This window comes from Citrobacter braakii, assembly GCF_009648935.1.
Lineage (GTDB): Bacteria > Pseudomonadota > Gammaproteobacteria > Enterobacterales > Enterobacteriaceae > Citrobacter > Citrobacter braakii.
Window position 1 is genome coordinate 3,808,083 of record NZ_CP045771.1, and the last position, 14,953, is coordinate 3,823,035.

Annotated in this window: 12 protein-coding genes and 2 pseudogenes; 6 read left to right on the top strand and 8 right to left on the bottom strand. The window is 46.5% G+C overall.

Going from position 1 to position 14,953, the window contains the following annotated elements; translation table 11 throughout:
• The first annotated feature begins 217 nt into the window (after positions 1-217).
• Positions 218-1,696, top strand: a complete 1,479-nt coding sequence (locus GFC06_RS17870; RefSeq protein WP_228522529.1) for a sensor domain-containing diguanylate cyclase — start codon at positions 218-220, stop codon at positions 1,694-1,696.
• Positions 1,697-1,777: 81 nt separating this feature from the next.
• Positions 1,778-2,044 (top strand): hypothetical protein, encoded by a 267-nt coding sequence (locus GFC06_RS17875; protein ID WP_047417991.1) that lies wholly within the window; start codon positions 1,778-1,780, stop codon positions 2,042-2,044.
• Between the two features lie 305 nt (positions 2,045-2,349).
• Here the strand turns inward: GFC06_RS17875 and GFC06_RS17880 are convergent, their stop codons facing one another.
• A complete protein-coding gene (locus tag GFC06_RS17880) occupies positions 2,350-4,347 on the bottom strand; it encodes a BCCT family transporter (protein WP_047418455.1) in 1,998 nt (665 codons plus the stop codon).
• 716 nt (positions 4,348-5,063) lie between these two features.
• On the bottom strand, positions 5,064-5,453 hold the full coding sequence (locus GFC06_RS17885; RefSeq protein WP_047417995.1) for a HumD family translesion DNA polymerase: 390 nt from the start codon (positions 5,451-5,453) through the stop codon (positions 5,064-5,066).
• Between the two features lie 122 nt (positions 5,454-5,575).
• On the opposite strand from GFC06_RS17885, the pseudogene GFC06_RS17890 reads away from it, so the two are divergent.
• The 4 genes and pseudogenes from GFC06_RS17890 to GFC06_RS17905 all read left to right on the top strand — a co-directional run.
• Positions 5,576-5,677 (top strand): annotated as a pseudogene (locus tag GFC06_RS17890) (hypothetical protein); the annotation flags it as partial.
• 95 nt (positions 5,678-5,772) lie between these two features.
• Positions 5,773-6,015 (top strand): DinI family protein, encoded by a 243-nt coding sequence (locus tag GFC06_RS17895; protein ID WP_003840850.1) that lies wholly within the window; start codon positions 5,773-5,775, stop codon positions 6,013-6,015.
• A gap of 283 nt (positions 6,016-6,298) precedes the next feature.
• Positions 6,299-6,949 carry a hypothetical protein gene (locus GFC06_RS17900; protein WP_101699969.1) on the top strand — a complete coding sequence of 217 codons (651 nt, stop codon included), beginning with the start codon at positions 6,299-6,301 and terminating at the stop codon, positions 6,947-6,949.
• Between the two features lie 196 nt (positions 6,950-7,145).
• Positions 7,146-7,655: an HNH endonuclease gene (locus GFC06_RS17905; protein WP_052134161.1), complete on the top strand. Its 510-nt coding sequence runs from the start codon at positions 7,146-7,148 to the stop codon at positions 7,653-7,655.
• A 188-nt stretch (positions 7,656-7,843) separates the two neighbouring features.
• Here GFC06_RS17905 and GFC06_RS17910 read toward each other — a convergent pair whose 3' ends face one another.
• The 6 genes and pseudogenes from GFC06_RS17910 to GFC06_RS17940 all read right to left on the bottom strand — a co-directional run bounded on the left by GFC06_RS17910 (position 7,844) and on the right by GFC06_RS17940 (position 14,949).
• Positions 7,844-8,146, bottom strand: a complete 303-nt coding sequence (locus tag GFC06_RS17910) for a hypothetical protein (protein WP_052134162.1) — start codon at positions 8,144-8,146, stop codon at positions 7,844-7,846.
• A gap of 289 nt (positions 8,147-8,435) precedes the next feature.
• Positions 8,436-8,695: pseudogene (locus tag GFC06_RS23270) on the bottom strand (helix-turn-helix domain-containing protein); the annotation flags it as partial.
• 97 nt (positions 8,696-8,792) lie between these two features.
• On the bottom strand, positions 8,793-9,116 hold the full coding sequence (locus GFC06_RS17925) for an antibiotic biosynthesis monooxygenase family protein (protein WP_047418003.1): 324 nt from the start codon (positions 9,114-9,116) through the stop codon (positions 8,793-8,795).
• Positions 9,117-9,386: 270 nt separating this feature from the next.
• Complete coding sequence (locus GFC06_RS17930; protein WP_153690453.1) at positions 9,387-11,792, bottom strand: sialate O-acetylesterase; 2,406 nt, start codon at positions 11,790-11,792, stop codon at positions 9,387-9,389.
• A gap of 56 nt (positions 11,793-11,848) precedes the next feature.
• Positions 11,849-14,572, bottom strand: a complete 2,724-nt coding sequence (locus GFC06_RS17935; RefSeq protein WP_153690454.1) for a host specificity factor TipJ family phage tail protein — start codon at positions 14,570-14,572, stop codon at positions 11,849-11,851.
• A complete protein-coding gene (locus GFC06_RS17940; protein ID WP_047418006.1) occupies positions 14,569-14,949 on the bottom strand; it encodes a hypothetical protein in 381 nt (126 codons plus the stop codon). The genes GFC06_RS17935 and GFC06_RS17940 overlap by 4 nt, the downstream gene beginning before the upstream one ends.
• Positions 14,950-14,953 lie beyond the last annotated feature (4 nt).

The window sequence follows — 14,953 nt, forward strand, 5'->3', positions numbered from 1 at the left end:
GCATAGCTGCCCTTCTAAAATCTTAGTCAAGATCGTAGATACCTGTTATAAAAAGAGTGTCACCATTCGATTTTTTGATAAATTTTTAAGCAGTAAGGGGCGATGAGCAAGATAGTTATTCAAATACCGGCTGCTGTCGCTACGGTACAATGTAGAAAACTAATCAAGGCCGAATAGCAACCCTCTTTTATGCGTAAAAAGACGAAAAGATAATGCGATGTTAAAAATGAAAGAAAACAACGTTAATATCAACCGAATTCACTTCCTTTATGAGGCGTTGGCCAAGAGACATGCTTCTCCTGAAGATAAATACCTGGCTATTCTGAATGAAGGATTAAAAGCCTTTGACCTGTCTCTTGGTATTATTAGTCAGATAGAGGGTGAGCGTTACTCTCTACTTGCGGTTTCACCAACAAGTGGAGACATTTCAGCTGGTATGGTGTTTGAACTGAAAAACACTTATTGTCAACAAGTGGTCAGAGAAAGAAGAATAATAAGCGTTGAACATGCAGGAACACATCCTGACTTTAATTCCCATCCGGTCTACATTGGTATGAGGCTGGAGAGTTATATCTCAGCGCCAATATGGGTGAGGGAAAAATTGTGGGGTACAATTAATTTCTCATCCACTCAGATAAGATCCATATCATTCTCTGAGGATGACTATGAATTCATTAGTTTAATGGCTGAGGGTATTGGTTCGTTAATCGAGATCAATTTATTAATCAGTGAAAATGAAATTGTTATTTCAGCACTACAAAAAAACAATGACATACTCGAATCTATTTTTAAAAATTCAACTATCGGGATGGCGTTGGTAGCCTCTTCTGGCCAATGGAAAAAAGTCAACAATTCACTGACCCGTATGCTGGGATATACTGAAGACCATCTGCTTTCTATCAATTTTCAAAATATAACCCACCCCGATGATTTAAGCACTGATTTAAAACAATTAGATGCTCTTTCTCGAGGAGAAATTCCCTTCTACCAACTAGAAAAGAGATATCTGACAGCAACAGGGAATTATATCTGGATACTTCTGAGTGTTTCTTTGGTACGCGAAGATAATGGTGAAGTCAAATATTATATTGCTCAGATACAAAGTATTAATGAGCGTAAAACGATGGAAATTGAGCTCAAAAAGCAAAAGGAAGAATTACACAAAATTAATACTATGCTTGAGCGAATGGCTACTGAAGACAGCCTGACAGAGATTGCGAATCGCCGAAAGTTTATGCGTTGGTTTGAGAATGAAATGACCAGAATTGCGCGAGATCCCGCACCTGTGTCAATTGCCATTGCCGATATCGATTTTTTTAAATCATATAATGATTCCTATGGCCACCAGGAAGGTGACTATGCACTTAAGAATATCGCCAAAGAACTTAGCCATAACCTACGAAGCCAAGATAAGGTCGCACGATTTGGCGGTGAGGAATTTATCATGCTTTTCCCTGAAACGGATGAAAAAGACTGTTTTTTGGCTTGTGAAAGATTAAGGAAAAGCATTGAGAAACTGAGTTCGCTCAGAAGATCGGTCACGATCAGTATTGGTGCAGTGACATACCATCCGAGAGAAGGGAAGCTTATTACCTTTGATGATTTATTGAAAGTGGCAGACACCAAACTCTATGATGCTAAAAGGTCTGGGCGAAATAAGGTAAAATTAGTCAATTTAGCAGACCATCAGGACTAATCTAGTGGTCTTTCTTGCTATCAGTAAGTGTGCTTACTAGGCATGGAGCAGCATTCACAAACTCGCTACAGGAGTATTTTGATGAAGGTAGAACTTAAGAACGTTAATGGAGAAAACCAGCCTATGGAAGTGGCATCTCTAATTATCACACTGAGTAATGGTGAAACAATAGAAATCAGTGAAGAGAAACAAGGCCGCCCCGCGCACCTGTCGGAAGGCATAACCATCTGGGGCGGCCGTATGCCCCAGGAGAACGCTAGCCTTGAAGAACTGAAGGAGTCAACCCGAATGCTGGGGATATACCCGTTGGCAGCTAATACCCTGCATCTTTTTCCATTGAAAAAATAATCTGGTGATGGCGTAAGAACCTGTGCTGCTGTTTCCAAAAGTATAATTAGCACTCAAGGTCCGCTTGGCACAAAGCAGACGCCCATCCTCACGCGAATGCTTTGCCCTTTCCTTATCAACAACCCAATAGCTTGCCCCACAACCATGGTTTTTTTATTAGAATTGTTGCCATATTATAAATCAAAATAAATTGACTTTATTAAATATCTATCAGATATCTATATGGTCACCGTGAATTCTTTCTGCATTTCCTCGGGTTGCGGTCGGAATAAATAAATGCTGCCTTCCATGACAGCATGTGGATATTAACGAACTAGGTGCAGGAAGTGCAGATGTTTTTCATACTGGTCGAGTATGTCATTAATAAGCTGTTCCTGATTCCAGCCCATCACATCATAATTTTGACCACCTTCTTTGAGATAGACCTCAGCGCGATAATATCGATGTTGTTCAGCATGATGCTCATCATTATCCATCGCAGCTAGGGCGAATGTCGGTGAGTTATACCCGCGAAGCCTCACTTCATAAATATAATTCAGCTCGTTGCCCAAATCGACTTCAAGTCGAATACGATCATCGGCAGCGTCACTGATATGGCTTATCGTCCCCTGCTTGTTCAGTTCTTCCTGAACGAGCGTCATGGCGGGTTGGATAACGTCGTCCATAAAGCGTTTCACAAGAGAACGCTTCGGCAGATAAGCTATATTGCGCAACCTTCTCTGCCACGGAATTGGGTTACGTGCAGCCGTCGGAGCAATAGTCGCCATGCTCAGGCTTTCACGCTTAGTCAAATCCCGACGCAGGGCTTTTAACAGTCCGTATATGGATATCAATAAGATAGCTGAGAAGGGTAATGCACTTGCTATTGTCACCGTTTGCAGCGCGCTTAGCCCTCCTGCAAGGAGAAGCGCAATAGCAACAATTCCCATGAGCGAGGCCCAGAAGATTCTCTGCCAGACGGGTGTGTTTGCCACCCCACCTGATGCCAGAGTATCTACAACCATTGCCCCCGAATCAGCAGATGTGACAAAGAAGACAATGACCATCGCCATTGCAATGAATGACAGTACGGAGGAGAACGGGAAATGCTCCAGGAAATTGAACAGGGCCAGAGCAACATCCTGCTGAACGGTATTGGCGAGGTCAGTCGCCCCCTGGTTCATAATAAGATAGATCGCGCTGTTACCAAATACCGTCATCCACATGAGCGTAAAGCCGGCAGGAACAAACAGCACACCGGTGACAAACTCGCGAATGGTTCGGCCGCGGGATACCCGTGCGATGAACATCCCCACAAACGGCGACCATGAAAGCCACCATCCCCAATACAATAATGTCCAGCCTCCCAGCCAGTTGCTCGACTTAGGTTCATACGCGTAAAGGTTGAACGTTTTACTCACCAGTTCTGAAAGATAACCGCCCGTATTTTCCACAAATGACTTCAGCAGAAGCACGGTTGGTCCCAGACACAGGACCAGCGCCAGCAACAACAACGCCAGGCCCAGATTGAGCTCAGACAGGATGCGTATTCCCTTGTCCAGGCCCGACACCACTGAAATCGTCGCTAACCCCGTGATGACCACGATCAGAATGACCTGCACAGTTTCATTAATGGGTATCCCGAAAAGATGGTTCAAACCGGCATTCACCTGCAAAACACCGTAACCCAACGATGTAGCAACGCCAAAGACCGTGCCTATAACAGCGAAAATATCAACCGCATGGCCTACAGGCCCGTATATGCGATCGCCAATAATGGGATAGAGTGCGGAGCGCAGCGTTAAAGGCAAACCGTGACGGTAACTGAAGAACGCCAGAATCAGCGCCACAATGGCATAGATTGCCCATGCGTGCAGGCCCCAGTGGAAGAAGGTCAGACGCATTGCTTCCTTCGCTGCCGCAACGGTCTCTGGAGTGCCGACGGGGGGCGAAAGATAATGCATCACAGGTTCGGCAACGCCAAAGAACATCAGGCCGATCCCCATCCCTGCCGAAAAAAGCATCGCAAACCAGGAGTGGTAGCTGAAATCAGGCTGCGCATGGTCCGGGCCCAGCTTGATATCGCCGTAGCGTGAGAGTCCCAGGAACGTGACACTCAGTAAAATCAGGGCCACAGCCAGGATGTAGAACCAGCTGGCATTCGTGAAGATTTGTTGTTGAAGTAGTTTAAAATTTTTGTCGGCAACATCCGGGAATACGGCGGCAAAGGCGACAAGAAGGAAAATTAACAAAGCAGATGTAAAGAATACTGCTTTGTTAATCTGGCTTTTAGACTTCTTTGGGATTATATCATTTTCACTCATAATCATTTATTCCATTAATTTAAATCCGCATTGGATAAAGGGTACTACCACTCATAGAGTAGCAAAGTTCAACTGACAATGCGGCATTAATCGGAACGCATGGTGCAACGAGGTTCGATACAAATCATCTTATATATTCATATTTTTAAAGGGCTCCTTAGCTAGTCAGCCTTCCACTTCTTGGGGCATTAAATTTGCATAATCTGCATCAGACTTGGGATATACGTTAATTGAAGCAATATTGATTACGAATGACCAGCGTCTGCTTCTGGGCACATAGCAGCCCTTAAGACGGCGGCTCGTCGTCATGGGGAGATCGGAGATTCAAATCCTCTCGTGCCGACCAAAAATCATCTAAGAACCAGCCTGTTACGGCTTTTTTATGTCTGTTTTCTGAGCGGGGGATACTCCGGGGAATAACTGGGGAGAAACACAACCATAACTTTTAAATTTGCCTGGCAGTACAGTGACTGTGTAGTTGATGATGAAAAACCGGGTGTCTGCTGACATCAACAGACCCCGTAATTACACAGCAGTGCATATTGGATACGCTATATCCTTAGCGAGTGGGTAAATTTATAGTCATTACAAAGATGGTTGTCATTAAATCTTTGTGATTGATATCTAATATTTTTAACTAAAATCTTACCAAGATCATAAATGGTCAAATAACCACCAATTGAGCATAATTATTCTTTCCCATGATGTGTTTCTATCTACATCACCGGGCAGTCATCAAACTCCGCATTGCTGGCATCATTAATGATGTAAGTAATCACCCCGAATATAGCGGGTGCAGAACCGTAACCGTCATCATCTACTGGTAGCGCCTCCCTTCTCCCGCTCTCCAGATTAATCAGATGGGGTTGAGGATGAGTCCGATATCGCTTGATCCTGAACTCCCCGTCGATTGCACATATCAGCAGTGAACCATCGCAGGCAGTAAGTGACGCATCTACCACAAGCAGCGCTCCCTGGAGTATCCCTTCCCTGAAATGTGAACGCGATGCCCGCATGAAGTAAGTCGCTGCTGGCTGGCTGATAAGCTGCTGATCGAGTGAGATCCTCGTTTCAACGTAATCGCTGGCCGGTGAAGGGAACCCCATGGCTATAGTCCTCCGTTTGGATTGAACAGCTGAAAGGTTCGGTTCTCGCCTTCCTGCGTGGAGACATCGCGGAATGTTGTCACATAACATTCTATCCAATCGTTGGCCTGCTTCGGCGTCCAGTGCCAGTTAACCTTACCCAGTTCCTGGACAAACCGCTGTGTGGTGACAGTCTTCCGACCATTCGGTTCTCGCTGTATCGAAGCATGCCAGGCTATTTCAATATCGCTACGTCGTGGCATCATTAACCCCTTCTTGAATACTGGATAAAAAAACAGTATAAATACTGTATATCCATCCAGTAAAGAGGCAATAAGCAATGTTCGTGGAACTCGTTTATGACAAAAGGAATTTTGATGGTCTGCCCGGTGCAAAAGATATCATTCTGGGCGAGTTGACCAAGAGGGTTCACCGGATTTTCCCCGATGCTGATGTCCGGGTTAAACCGATGATGACGCTGCCGGCGATCAACACTGACGCCAGCAAGCATGAGAAGGAACAGATAAGCCGTACTGTTCAGGAAATGTTTGAAGAGGCTGATATGTGGCTGGTTTCAGATTAAACGCCTTGAACCATCATATCGCTTGAGTTGTATTAGCTCAGACCTGAGCTGGCAGTCTTATGGCACAGAGCCAAACCTAACCTGACAGTCCACTCTGTGCCAAAAGCGGAAGTTGCTCACACTTAGTTGCTTTAATAAGCGACGGGCAGGTCATTGCTGTCAACCTACCTATTATCAGTGACATTAACAAATTTTCATAGCATTTATCTGTGGTTAAGAGTTATATTATTGGGCGTCTCTTGTCGAATTTCATAACTTTCTAATTGAAAATTTAGGATTTCTGATGAAAATATCTCTTATTTTTGCCTTTCTCCCTATAGCTATCTCATTTTTTTCATTATGGGTGAGTTTTATTCATGGTAATAATAGGAATAAAACTGGCATTGTTGATACTCTTTCTAAAGAACTAAGTAATAAGAGAACAACTCCTTATATAATCCAAGTGTGTGTATCTAGAATACATAACAGCAGACCTATCCCATTCAATATTTTAAAAAAACTACTCCATTATAATAATGCATTGGAAATCATCCAGCTTTTTTCATTTGGTAGAAAATTACTTGATATTCTTAAATTCTCAGAGAGTAACAATCGTATTGTAGTGGGGTATTCAGACACATATAACACATTAACTAGTAGGTTAATTAGCATGCTCATTTGTTTTTCGTCTTTATCTATATGCTACTTTACATCTGTTTATCTTATGCTTGAAATGATGAAATCAATTGATAGGGCAAGTTCGATGGGAGGCGTAGGATTTATTGAATTCGGTGAGATAATTTTTAAAACAATAGGATTGATCTTTTTTATGTTTATGACATTTATATTTTCTTGGCAATTTATGATCATTTTTAGATCTGGAAAAAGAATAAGTAAAATCCAAAAATTAATTAATGACAACTATTCCATGCGCAATCATTGTAGAAACGGGTAGGCCGTAAATTATAAAATAGGCCAATATAGCTGTTAAGACCATTAAGTCCGCTTCCGCTCTACAGCTGACCTTTGGCCTAGTTAGCACGTCAGCTCTGTGCCAGGAGCGGACGTTGCTAACAGCGTAGTGTGTTAATCTATAGGGCGCAGGTCAGCTGATCTCTAATCAACTGTTTGAATTCTTGAGGAGCAGTAATATGGCAGTAGTTCCTAGACAAAACGCACCAAGTAAAAAAAAGATCTGGCAGTACTGGATTGACAATGGAATTCAAAGAGGTTTGGATGATACGCGCTATGATAATGCGTGTGATTTCAATGTATGTGTCTGCTGTGGCCGCGAATCCTCAAAATTGGAGAGGGCGCATATTATCCCTCACTCACTAGGCGGAAGTAATGATGTCTCAAATTATATTCTGCTATGCAATAAATGCCATAGAGAAAGCCCAGATATTGCTAATGAATCTGCGCTTATTGAATGGATGAATGAGCAACCTACTGAAATGGAAAGCATGTTAAGACTAATCCAACAGGAAATGGATAAATATAATAAAGAAACTCAAATGGCAGTTAATGAAATTCTTATCAAAGAAATTTTCAGTGAGTTGTTCAAAAAGGCAGGAGCACATGGTGGTAGAATTTCTGATGCAACCAAGGTGTATATTGTTAGGGAAGCTTTGAAAAAAATATTTAGTCAGGCCACTTTATAAATTAAAATAATTATAGTCATTCAGTTTGACCGGTCTATTTAATGTTAAGTTTTACTTTACATTAGATTTAAATTTTCTTTTAAGGAAATGCCCGATCTTCGCTCAAAACTGCCTTTCAGGAAAGCTTAATGCGAGATTTTACCTGGCCCTAAGAGCGCTACTTTACAAAATGAAGTAAAACAAAGCCTTCATCTTTTGTTAACATCTGTTTTCCTGCGGGTATCAATCATCCTGACATACATCTCCCTAAATTCCTTATTCTGCTTGATTACCATTTCCTTGGGCAAGGATGCACGCTCATTATTCCATTCATTAACGATATCCTCGCACTCCTTATAAGCATCATTAACAATATTCTCAGCAGGAATCGTCGTGTTGATATAGGGAATAGTATGTTTGTTCAAGCATCTAGAGATGGGAGGACCATAATCATGGTCTTCGGCATGGAGGGGAAGAGCGAAAAGTAATGTAAACAGTGTTATAAATCTCATTTTCAGTTTTTCCTTGTAGAGACAATGTGGCCAGAAACGCCTGTCCTCTACAGTAATATCGATTTTATGATGAATAGTTAGTCGCTGAAGAAAGTTATTATGCATATTCTATGACGGCATTACACAATGCCAGCCAAGTGAAAGCCATCCTATCTCAAAATCAGCTTGCGAAAGTTACAATGTCTGCTCCTCGCTCAAAGCGGACTGGCAATCATTCAATACTCGCACTATCGAACGTTCGCCAGTTCGCCGCCGCCCGTTCTTGCATACGACGACGCGTGGCGTCTTCTCAACACCGCGCAGGAAATTTTTTGTATAGCGTGGACACCCCGACATCATAAATTATAGCCACACGTTTTCTTGACTCACCTGCAGCAATCAACCTTCCAGCCTGAGCCTACTCTTCTGCGCTTAACTTTGGCCGTCTGCCGCCGATCCGACCATCTTCGCGCGCAGCAGCTAAGCCAACCCGTGTTCGCTCAACAATAAGCTCTCTCTCCATCTCCGCCAACGCCCCATGACATGAAAGAAGAATCTCCCCATGACTGTCCACGCGCGCCTATCCATCAGGGCGCACACCGTTTTTGCCCAGCACACTGCCAAGTGAGGCAGCGAACCCGGAGTATTGCTTAGAATGACGTGAATGTCATACATGCTGATGTGCCTCCTTATCAGAAGAGTAATCACGGAACACTCTGGCAACACGTATTCTGTAGAATAAAAAAATTGACTGTTTACCTTCTTTCTGTGCTGCCAAGTGCATAACATTTTGCTTCCATCCTGCTACAGATTCCTCATCTTCCCACCATGACAAAGAAAGAATTTTTCCGGGCGCGCTCAGGCTCTGGTAGCGCTCAATAGAAATAAAACCCGGCGTGTCTGACAGTAAAGGCTTCAGTTCGGCAGCAAGCTGAAGATATCTTTCCTGTGCCTCTGGCAGGGCGTCAGCTTCAAAAAGTACCGCAATCATGATTTAGCTCCGTCGTTAATTTCCGATCAGTTTATTACCGACGAAAGTATGACGCTTCGGCCAGCACCGAAGTATGTATGCTGCGTAAGAAGTGGAGGAAACGGATAAAAGCTAACTGAACGATGAACAGGAGATGAATCGCCACGGATTTAACAGACACCTCAGAGTCATTTTTGGACTGACCCCGCCCCGGTAGTGTCATAGACATCCAGCAGATTGGCCCTGATATGTTCGTCGGAAAAGTGGAATAGATACTGATCGGGTTGGATTTTAGCTATTACTGTTCCCGCACCTGGCTGCGTAACGTGCCGGAACAGTAAGCTCATCAAGGCGCGCCGCCAGTTTAGTGCTGACAGAGCGCTGATAAGCAGCTTCAAAAATAAGGCATTCTGTATAACGCAGCCCGAGGCGTATCCCTGCTGACTTTCGAACCGGAATCATCACTGTCTCTTCCACTTCTTCAATCTCTGGCACGAACTCATCATTAACAAGCTTGTACTGAAGCGCGTCTTCTACTCTACGCTCGACCGTAACTTCTACGCCGTCAACAATACCGGACTCCCTGATAACTCCCGGCCCACGCTTCTGACGTGAAACAGTCCTGATTTGAGGTTCGAATACCTCTTCGAATATTTCGTCTTCACAGAACAACGCGTAACGGCGCGGATCCAGCCCCTCAGATTCAAACGCCGTAGCAACATCCTGTGCAATCAGCCCTGCATGTAGCCGCGCGTCCTCACCTTTTTCATTCAGTGACTCCAGTATCTGATAAATTGTCGGCGGCACTTTAGCCCATGCCCGTAATTCAGCATCGGTTAACGCTCCACGTGATTTTTTCGTCGTTATATCAGAGGTGTTGATTGCAGCAGTACCCGCATAGATAACTGACGCGCGTGCGCTCGGCGTCCCTACAGAGGAATTATTATCCGTTTTAAAATCAATGTTACCCGCGAACAGTGACCTGCCTGACTCAAATACGGCAAAACCGGTTTTTGGCGAAGCCTCAGCCTTACCGATGCCAACCTGGAACCTTACAGGATCTGCCAGCGAGGTTTTGTATTCAGAGAATCCGCCAAGTGCCGCGCAGTAAGGATCTGCGATTGTATGTCCTCTCCCACCGGCAAAAGCGTAGGGAGTATTAATGGTATTGCCGTAACCGAAAGCTGCTGAGTTTTGCGCCTGAGCAGCAAACATATTCAGGCGGCCCCATGCTATAGAATAACTCGCACCGGACTCCATCGTTACCTGATACCCTCCAGCAAGCGCATTATTTGCAGCTGTACATTGATAACCCCAGTGAATCGCGTGCGACGCAGCAGGGCCGTTCGCCGGAAAATCACCCGTTGTGGAGCCTGCACTTACCAGGCTCGAAAATTTTGCCAGCGCGATGGCCTCGCCACTCCACGGACCCGCCCCCCGGGCAGAGAACGCTGCAACAGTATGGCGGTGTGTGACCCCGCGTTCATGCAGTGCTTGCCAGATTCGATAATAGCCATGTTCCCAAAGGGATGTACCCAGCCAGTGCGTGTAATCTCCCGCACCATCAACGTCGTATTGTGTCTTTAGTCCTGCAGAGTTCACATAAATGCAGTTGCGGTTGTGGTTTTCACAATAATCCAGTTGCGCCTGCCAGACCTGGTAACGCATGTGTAATCCGCTCATACCCATGATAAACATCGGTGTGGTATCAGACATCCAGCTTTCAGCACGAAACTGCCTGTCCAGCGTGGCAAGCTTGCTGCGGTAATCCGTAATGGTATCTGTCAGTCCGTTAGCTTCCCCTTGCGCAAAGACAACCATATCGACTCTCGTCTTCCCTGTGGCGACAATTTCCGGTGAGGCCAGCGCCGCTTCAACCTTGCCTTTTATCGCTGCGTAGCGGACTGAGTTAACCCCCTCCCCTGTCCAGTCCTCAATGGAACGCCCACCTGCCGCATCATAGATGATGAACACCTTTTCTGCCTTAAACTCATCCACAAGGCGATGTGCAAATGCCAGCGCTATATTGTTGTTGCCGCCGTTCCCGTTCGGACTGGAGCGTGACAGCGGTGGACGGGTATAATCACTGCTTCCCCAGTCGCCCGTTGCACCATCCCAGATAACGATTTTATCGCTTGCCGGATTAGGCCCTCCACTATTTGCACCGACTGCATTCGACTGTCCGGTAATGACAATAATGAAGATTTTCTGAGCCAGTATCTCACCCAGCGTCAAATCACCCAGTCCTACCAGCCAGGCTCCATCCGGTAGTGCCAGTTCCTGACGCAGCATGTCAGCGTCCATCAGGACCAGATGATTAACATCCTCTGCCCAGCTTATGGCATCCGTTCCGCGTGTCGTGAATGGAACATCCGTTGCTGTATTCAGTCTCCAGAACTGCCCCTGATACCGGATTGTCTGATTTCGTGCAGTGAAAGTAAGAGGACCGTCCTCGTAATCGCCGAGAAAGTCATATCCGGACTTAACAAGAAATTCCTGAAAGGCAGCAGAAAAGCGGGCAAGTTGTTTCTCATGAGCTGACTCCATACCGTGCCAGGTTTTACGGGAATGTCCAAGACGATCATTGCGTCGATCATTCACCTGGTCATTCATCAGATAATCCATGTTTTGCGCGTTATCGTTAAGGTCTTTTGCAGCAGCAGATCCCAGCGAGTTGCCGGTGTTATAAGTCGTCATATGAGCCTCATAAACGAAAAAACCCGCCGAAGCGGGTGATAGTTAAGTAGGTGAAATCAGGCTGTATCGCCGGGATATGTTGCATTGTCGTGATCGTAGAAGCTGGGTTTATACTGTTTCGCCGTTATCTGACATGTGCCGTCAGATTGCGGGGCTATCTCTGAGACAAGAGCGTTATAGCCCACTCGTGAAGAGTCGCAGAAAATCAGGCGTGGCGGTTCAATGCCGGGATCATCAAGAATCATGTCATCGAACGTCGCCAGGTAAGGTACGGAAACCCGGTAATCACCTGCACTGGTCGCCACCATTAGTGAGGAAGCCGAACCATCCTGATAACGAATCAGCACGCGAGGATTTGGAAACGACCAGTCAAGCCGCTCTGTCACCGTGAATGTCGTTGTGCCATCCACAGACGCCATCGACTCAATCAGTGTGCTGACCGTCTGGCTACCGGGTATATCGTCAGTCAGCACGATACGGTCGCCGATGTTATAGCAAAGTGCGTCCAGCTCAGTAGATGTCGTATGGGTCAGCCGCTGCTGCTGATACTTCATCAACCGGCGCATGCCGATTTGGTACGCGCGATCACGATCAAGCACACCATCAAGAGTGTAGTCTTCGATTTTGACAGGGGTTGGATTATCCGGGGTCCGGCACTGTACCGTCTCCTCAGCCCAGGTCGTTCCGTTGATATACGTTACATCAACGCCGTCATAATCGTCACCGGAGGGAGCAACGAATGCAGTTTGCAGGTCTTCAGTCATCTCATGCGGACTGATAACCCCGGACCATGGCTTTACGCCTTCACGCGCAACCGAAGCAAGCCCGTCCGTCAGCAGAAAATAACTTTTCCCGGCGTTGGCTATCTTCTGCAAAACCTCCAGCGCAGATGTGCTGTCAGTCGTCTCGAAATCGAAAAACTCATTGCCAGGCGTCCAGTACGCACTTTCCAGCGCATCAATGGCGTCGGTGTCCATATCCAGCCCCAACGAGTTACCAACGTGGTACAGGGCGCCAGAGATGCTTCTTGGTGCGCCAGTGTCGTAAATCCTTGTCGCTACCACGTTCACCCGGCGATCGGACTGAGCGGCCAGCTTGCCGCCTGTTTCCACCGTGACACCCATCGTCGTTACGCCAGCGTACGATGACGGCGAGGTCAGAAGGCGGCCACGCAACGATTGCCAGTACATATTATCGCGGCTGTTATCCTGTCCCTGCTCGTTAGTGCGTCGACATCGCACTTCAACAAGGCCAGGAGAACTCAGCGTGATGCGCTCAGTAAAACCAAGACCATTTATATTTTTTGTATTATACGAGCCGGTTTTGCTCAACCATCCAGAACCAGAGCCATAGACGCGGTACTGAACTTCCCAGCGAACCGTTCTGTTTTGTTTTCTCCCTTTTTTGTCGTACCAGCAAATGCCATTCGGGAAGAAGAAATTCACTTCAAACATGTCGATGGTTTCATTATCCGGGCATGCCAGAAACGGCCCCATCCAGGAATCATTCTGGTTAACGCCAGATGCGTCAAAATCAAGCACGGTGCGCGCAACGAAACCCGGCCATGTGTTATTGACAACGCCGTCAATCAAGCGCTGAAGAGTCACACTTGTGCCGTCAACGTCGAAAATTTTGTACTGATATCCAGCGTGAGAAACGGAAAGCCTGATATCCCCCTCTGGAATACCCGTAAAAGGCGTACCGGTGTCACTCTCATAAGCCAGCGTTACCGAGGCGGTGACTTCCTCTTCTTCCTCTGTCGCGTCTGCATGCGGCGTATACGAAGCGATAAACAGGCTATAGTCGACGCTGTTGTACCAGAGCGTTACCGGCATGCCGACATAAGGGGCGAGTTCCGCCAGATTGTCACTGGTAATTCGGCTGTATGCGCCATCGTTGGTTACAACAAACTGATCGGGTACGATTAGCTCAACCGTTGCGCCAGCAATCCACGAATCAGGCAGCTCGTTTGTTGCAGTATCGTCGTCAGCGCTTAATCCGTTAAACGTGATTGTGTTTCCAGACACCGTCAGTGACTGCGCAACAACATCATCCTTGTCCGGCGCCGTCTGGGCCATATCCAGCCCGGCGCCAGAGCTGGTGCCTCCAACTTCAGTGGAGTTAAACCAGTTTTCGCTACGGCGGTCACCAGCCACATTCTGGCCGGGCTGAAAAACGGTGTACGCGAAACTATCACCCAGCGATGAAACAGGCGTGGCACCAACACGCATATCCCCTTTGCCGAATGAAAATTGTCCGAATCCCAGCGCGACGAACATTTCAACGGTCATCACTGTCGGATCATCCTGGCTGAAGCGGGTTACCGGCTGTACTACGTAATCGGGGTAAATTCGGCGGCGTCCGAACAGCTCACGAATCGGCTCCCCAAGCTTAGCCTGGTTGGCTTTAGCCGGGTTTACATCGAGTGAATTGCCTGTTCCTGATGAATATCCTCCCGGATCGAGCGCGCCTGGTGCAAAAAATAGCGCATATGCAACGGATGCGGCAGAAATAGCAACAGCTATCCACGCAATTGTCCCAGCCTCCAGCCCGTAAGGGATCGGATAGATACGTACTTCACTGGATGGGGCTATGACATAATCGAACCATTCCGTTGCGGGAATATTTTCGCCATCAACTTCAACCGCAATCGGATGTTTAATATCTGAACGATAATTATCAACGTTGCCCGACAACCACTGATGAAGAGTCAGTGCGCCATGTTCATGTATTTCCAGCGGCTCGCCGGGTAACCGGGATGGATAAATTCTGATAGTCACTGCCAGAACTCCACTTTAACAAACCGACGCATAAAGCGCGGCAATGGAAGGATGGTCACGTTGGTCTTTGGGTTGCATTCCACAACATAAAGTTGCTCGTTGATATCCACCACGACTGCAACATGCGTCACCGTTGAACCGGAATAGCAATAAACCCCTGCACCAGCGCATGGCTCGCATTGGGAAAGAGTCAGTGAGAAACTTTTTGCTTCTCGGTCAAGGCCACCATCGTCTTTAGTCACTCCGGCAAAATCAGGCCATTCATGAAGCCCCAGATCGCGACGCACTTCATTCACGATGCCGAAACAGTCAAGTTCAGGGTAAGCGCGTCCGCCCTTCAGCCATGTGACTGAAAGGTATTTATCTTGATTGAACATTGAA

Excerpts from the sequence above, each read along its gene's own strand:
- GFC06_RS17870 (WP_228522529.1), top strand. The coding sequence starts at position 218 with ATGTTAAAAATGAAAGAAAACAACGTTAATATCAACCGAATTCACTTC.
- GFC06_RS17875 (WP_047417991.1), top strand. The coding sequence starts at position 1,778 with ATGAAGGTAGAACTTAAGAACGTTAATGGAGAAAACCAGCCTATGGAA.
- GFC06_RS17880 (WP_047418455.1), bottom strand. The coding sequence starts at position 4,347 with ATGAGTGAAAATGATATAATCCCAAAGAAGTCTAAAAGCCAGATTAAC.
- GFC06_RS17885 (WP_047417995.1), bottom strand. The coding sequence starts at position 5,453 with ATGGGGTTCCCTTCACCGGCCAGCGATTACGTTGAAACGAGGATCTCA.
- GFC06_RS17895 (WP_003840850.1), top strand. The coding sequence starts at position 5,773 with ATGTTCGTGGAACTCGTTTATGACAAAAGGAATTTTGATGGTCTGCCC.
- GFC06_RS17900 (WP_101699969.1), top strand. The coding sequence starts at position 6,299 with ATGAAAATATCTCTTATTTTTGCCTTTCTCCCTATAGCTATCTCATTT.
- GFC06_RS17905 (WP_052134161.1), top strand. The coding sequence starts at position 7,146 with ATGGCAGTAGTTCCTAGACAAAACGCACCAAGTAAAAAAAAGATCTGG.
- GFC06_RS17910 (WP_052134162.1), bottom strand. The coding sequence starts at position 8,146 with ATGAGATTTATAACACTGTTTACATTACTTTTCGCTCTTCCCCTCCAT.
- GFC06_RS17925 (WP_047418003.1), bottom strand. The coding sequence starts at position 9,116 with ATGATTGCGGTACTTTTTGAAGCTGACGCCCTGCCAGAGGCACAGGAA.
- GFC06_RS17930 (WP_153690453.1), bottom strand. The coding sequence starts at position 11,792 with ATGACGACTTATAACACCGGCAACTCGCTGGGATCTGCTGCTGCAAAA.
- GFC06_RS17940 (WP_047418006.1), bottom strand. The coding sequence starts at position 14,949 with ATGTTCAATCAAGATAAATACCTTTCAGTCACATGGCTGAAGGGCGGA.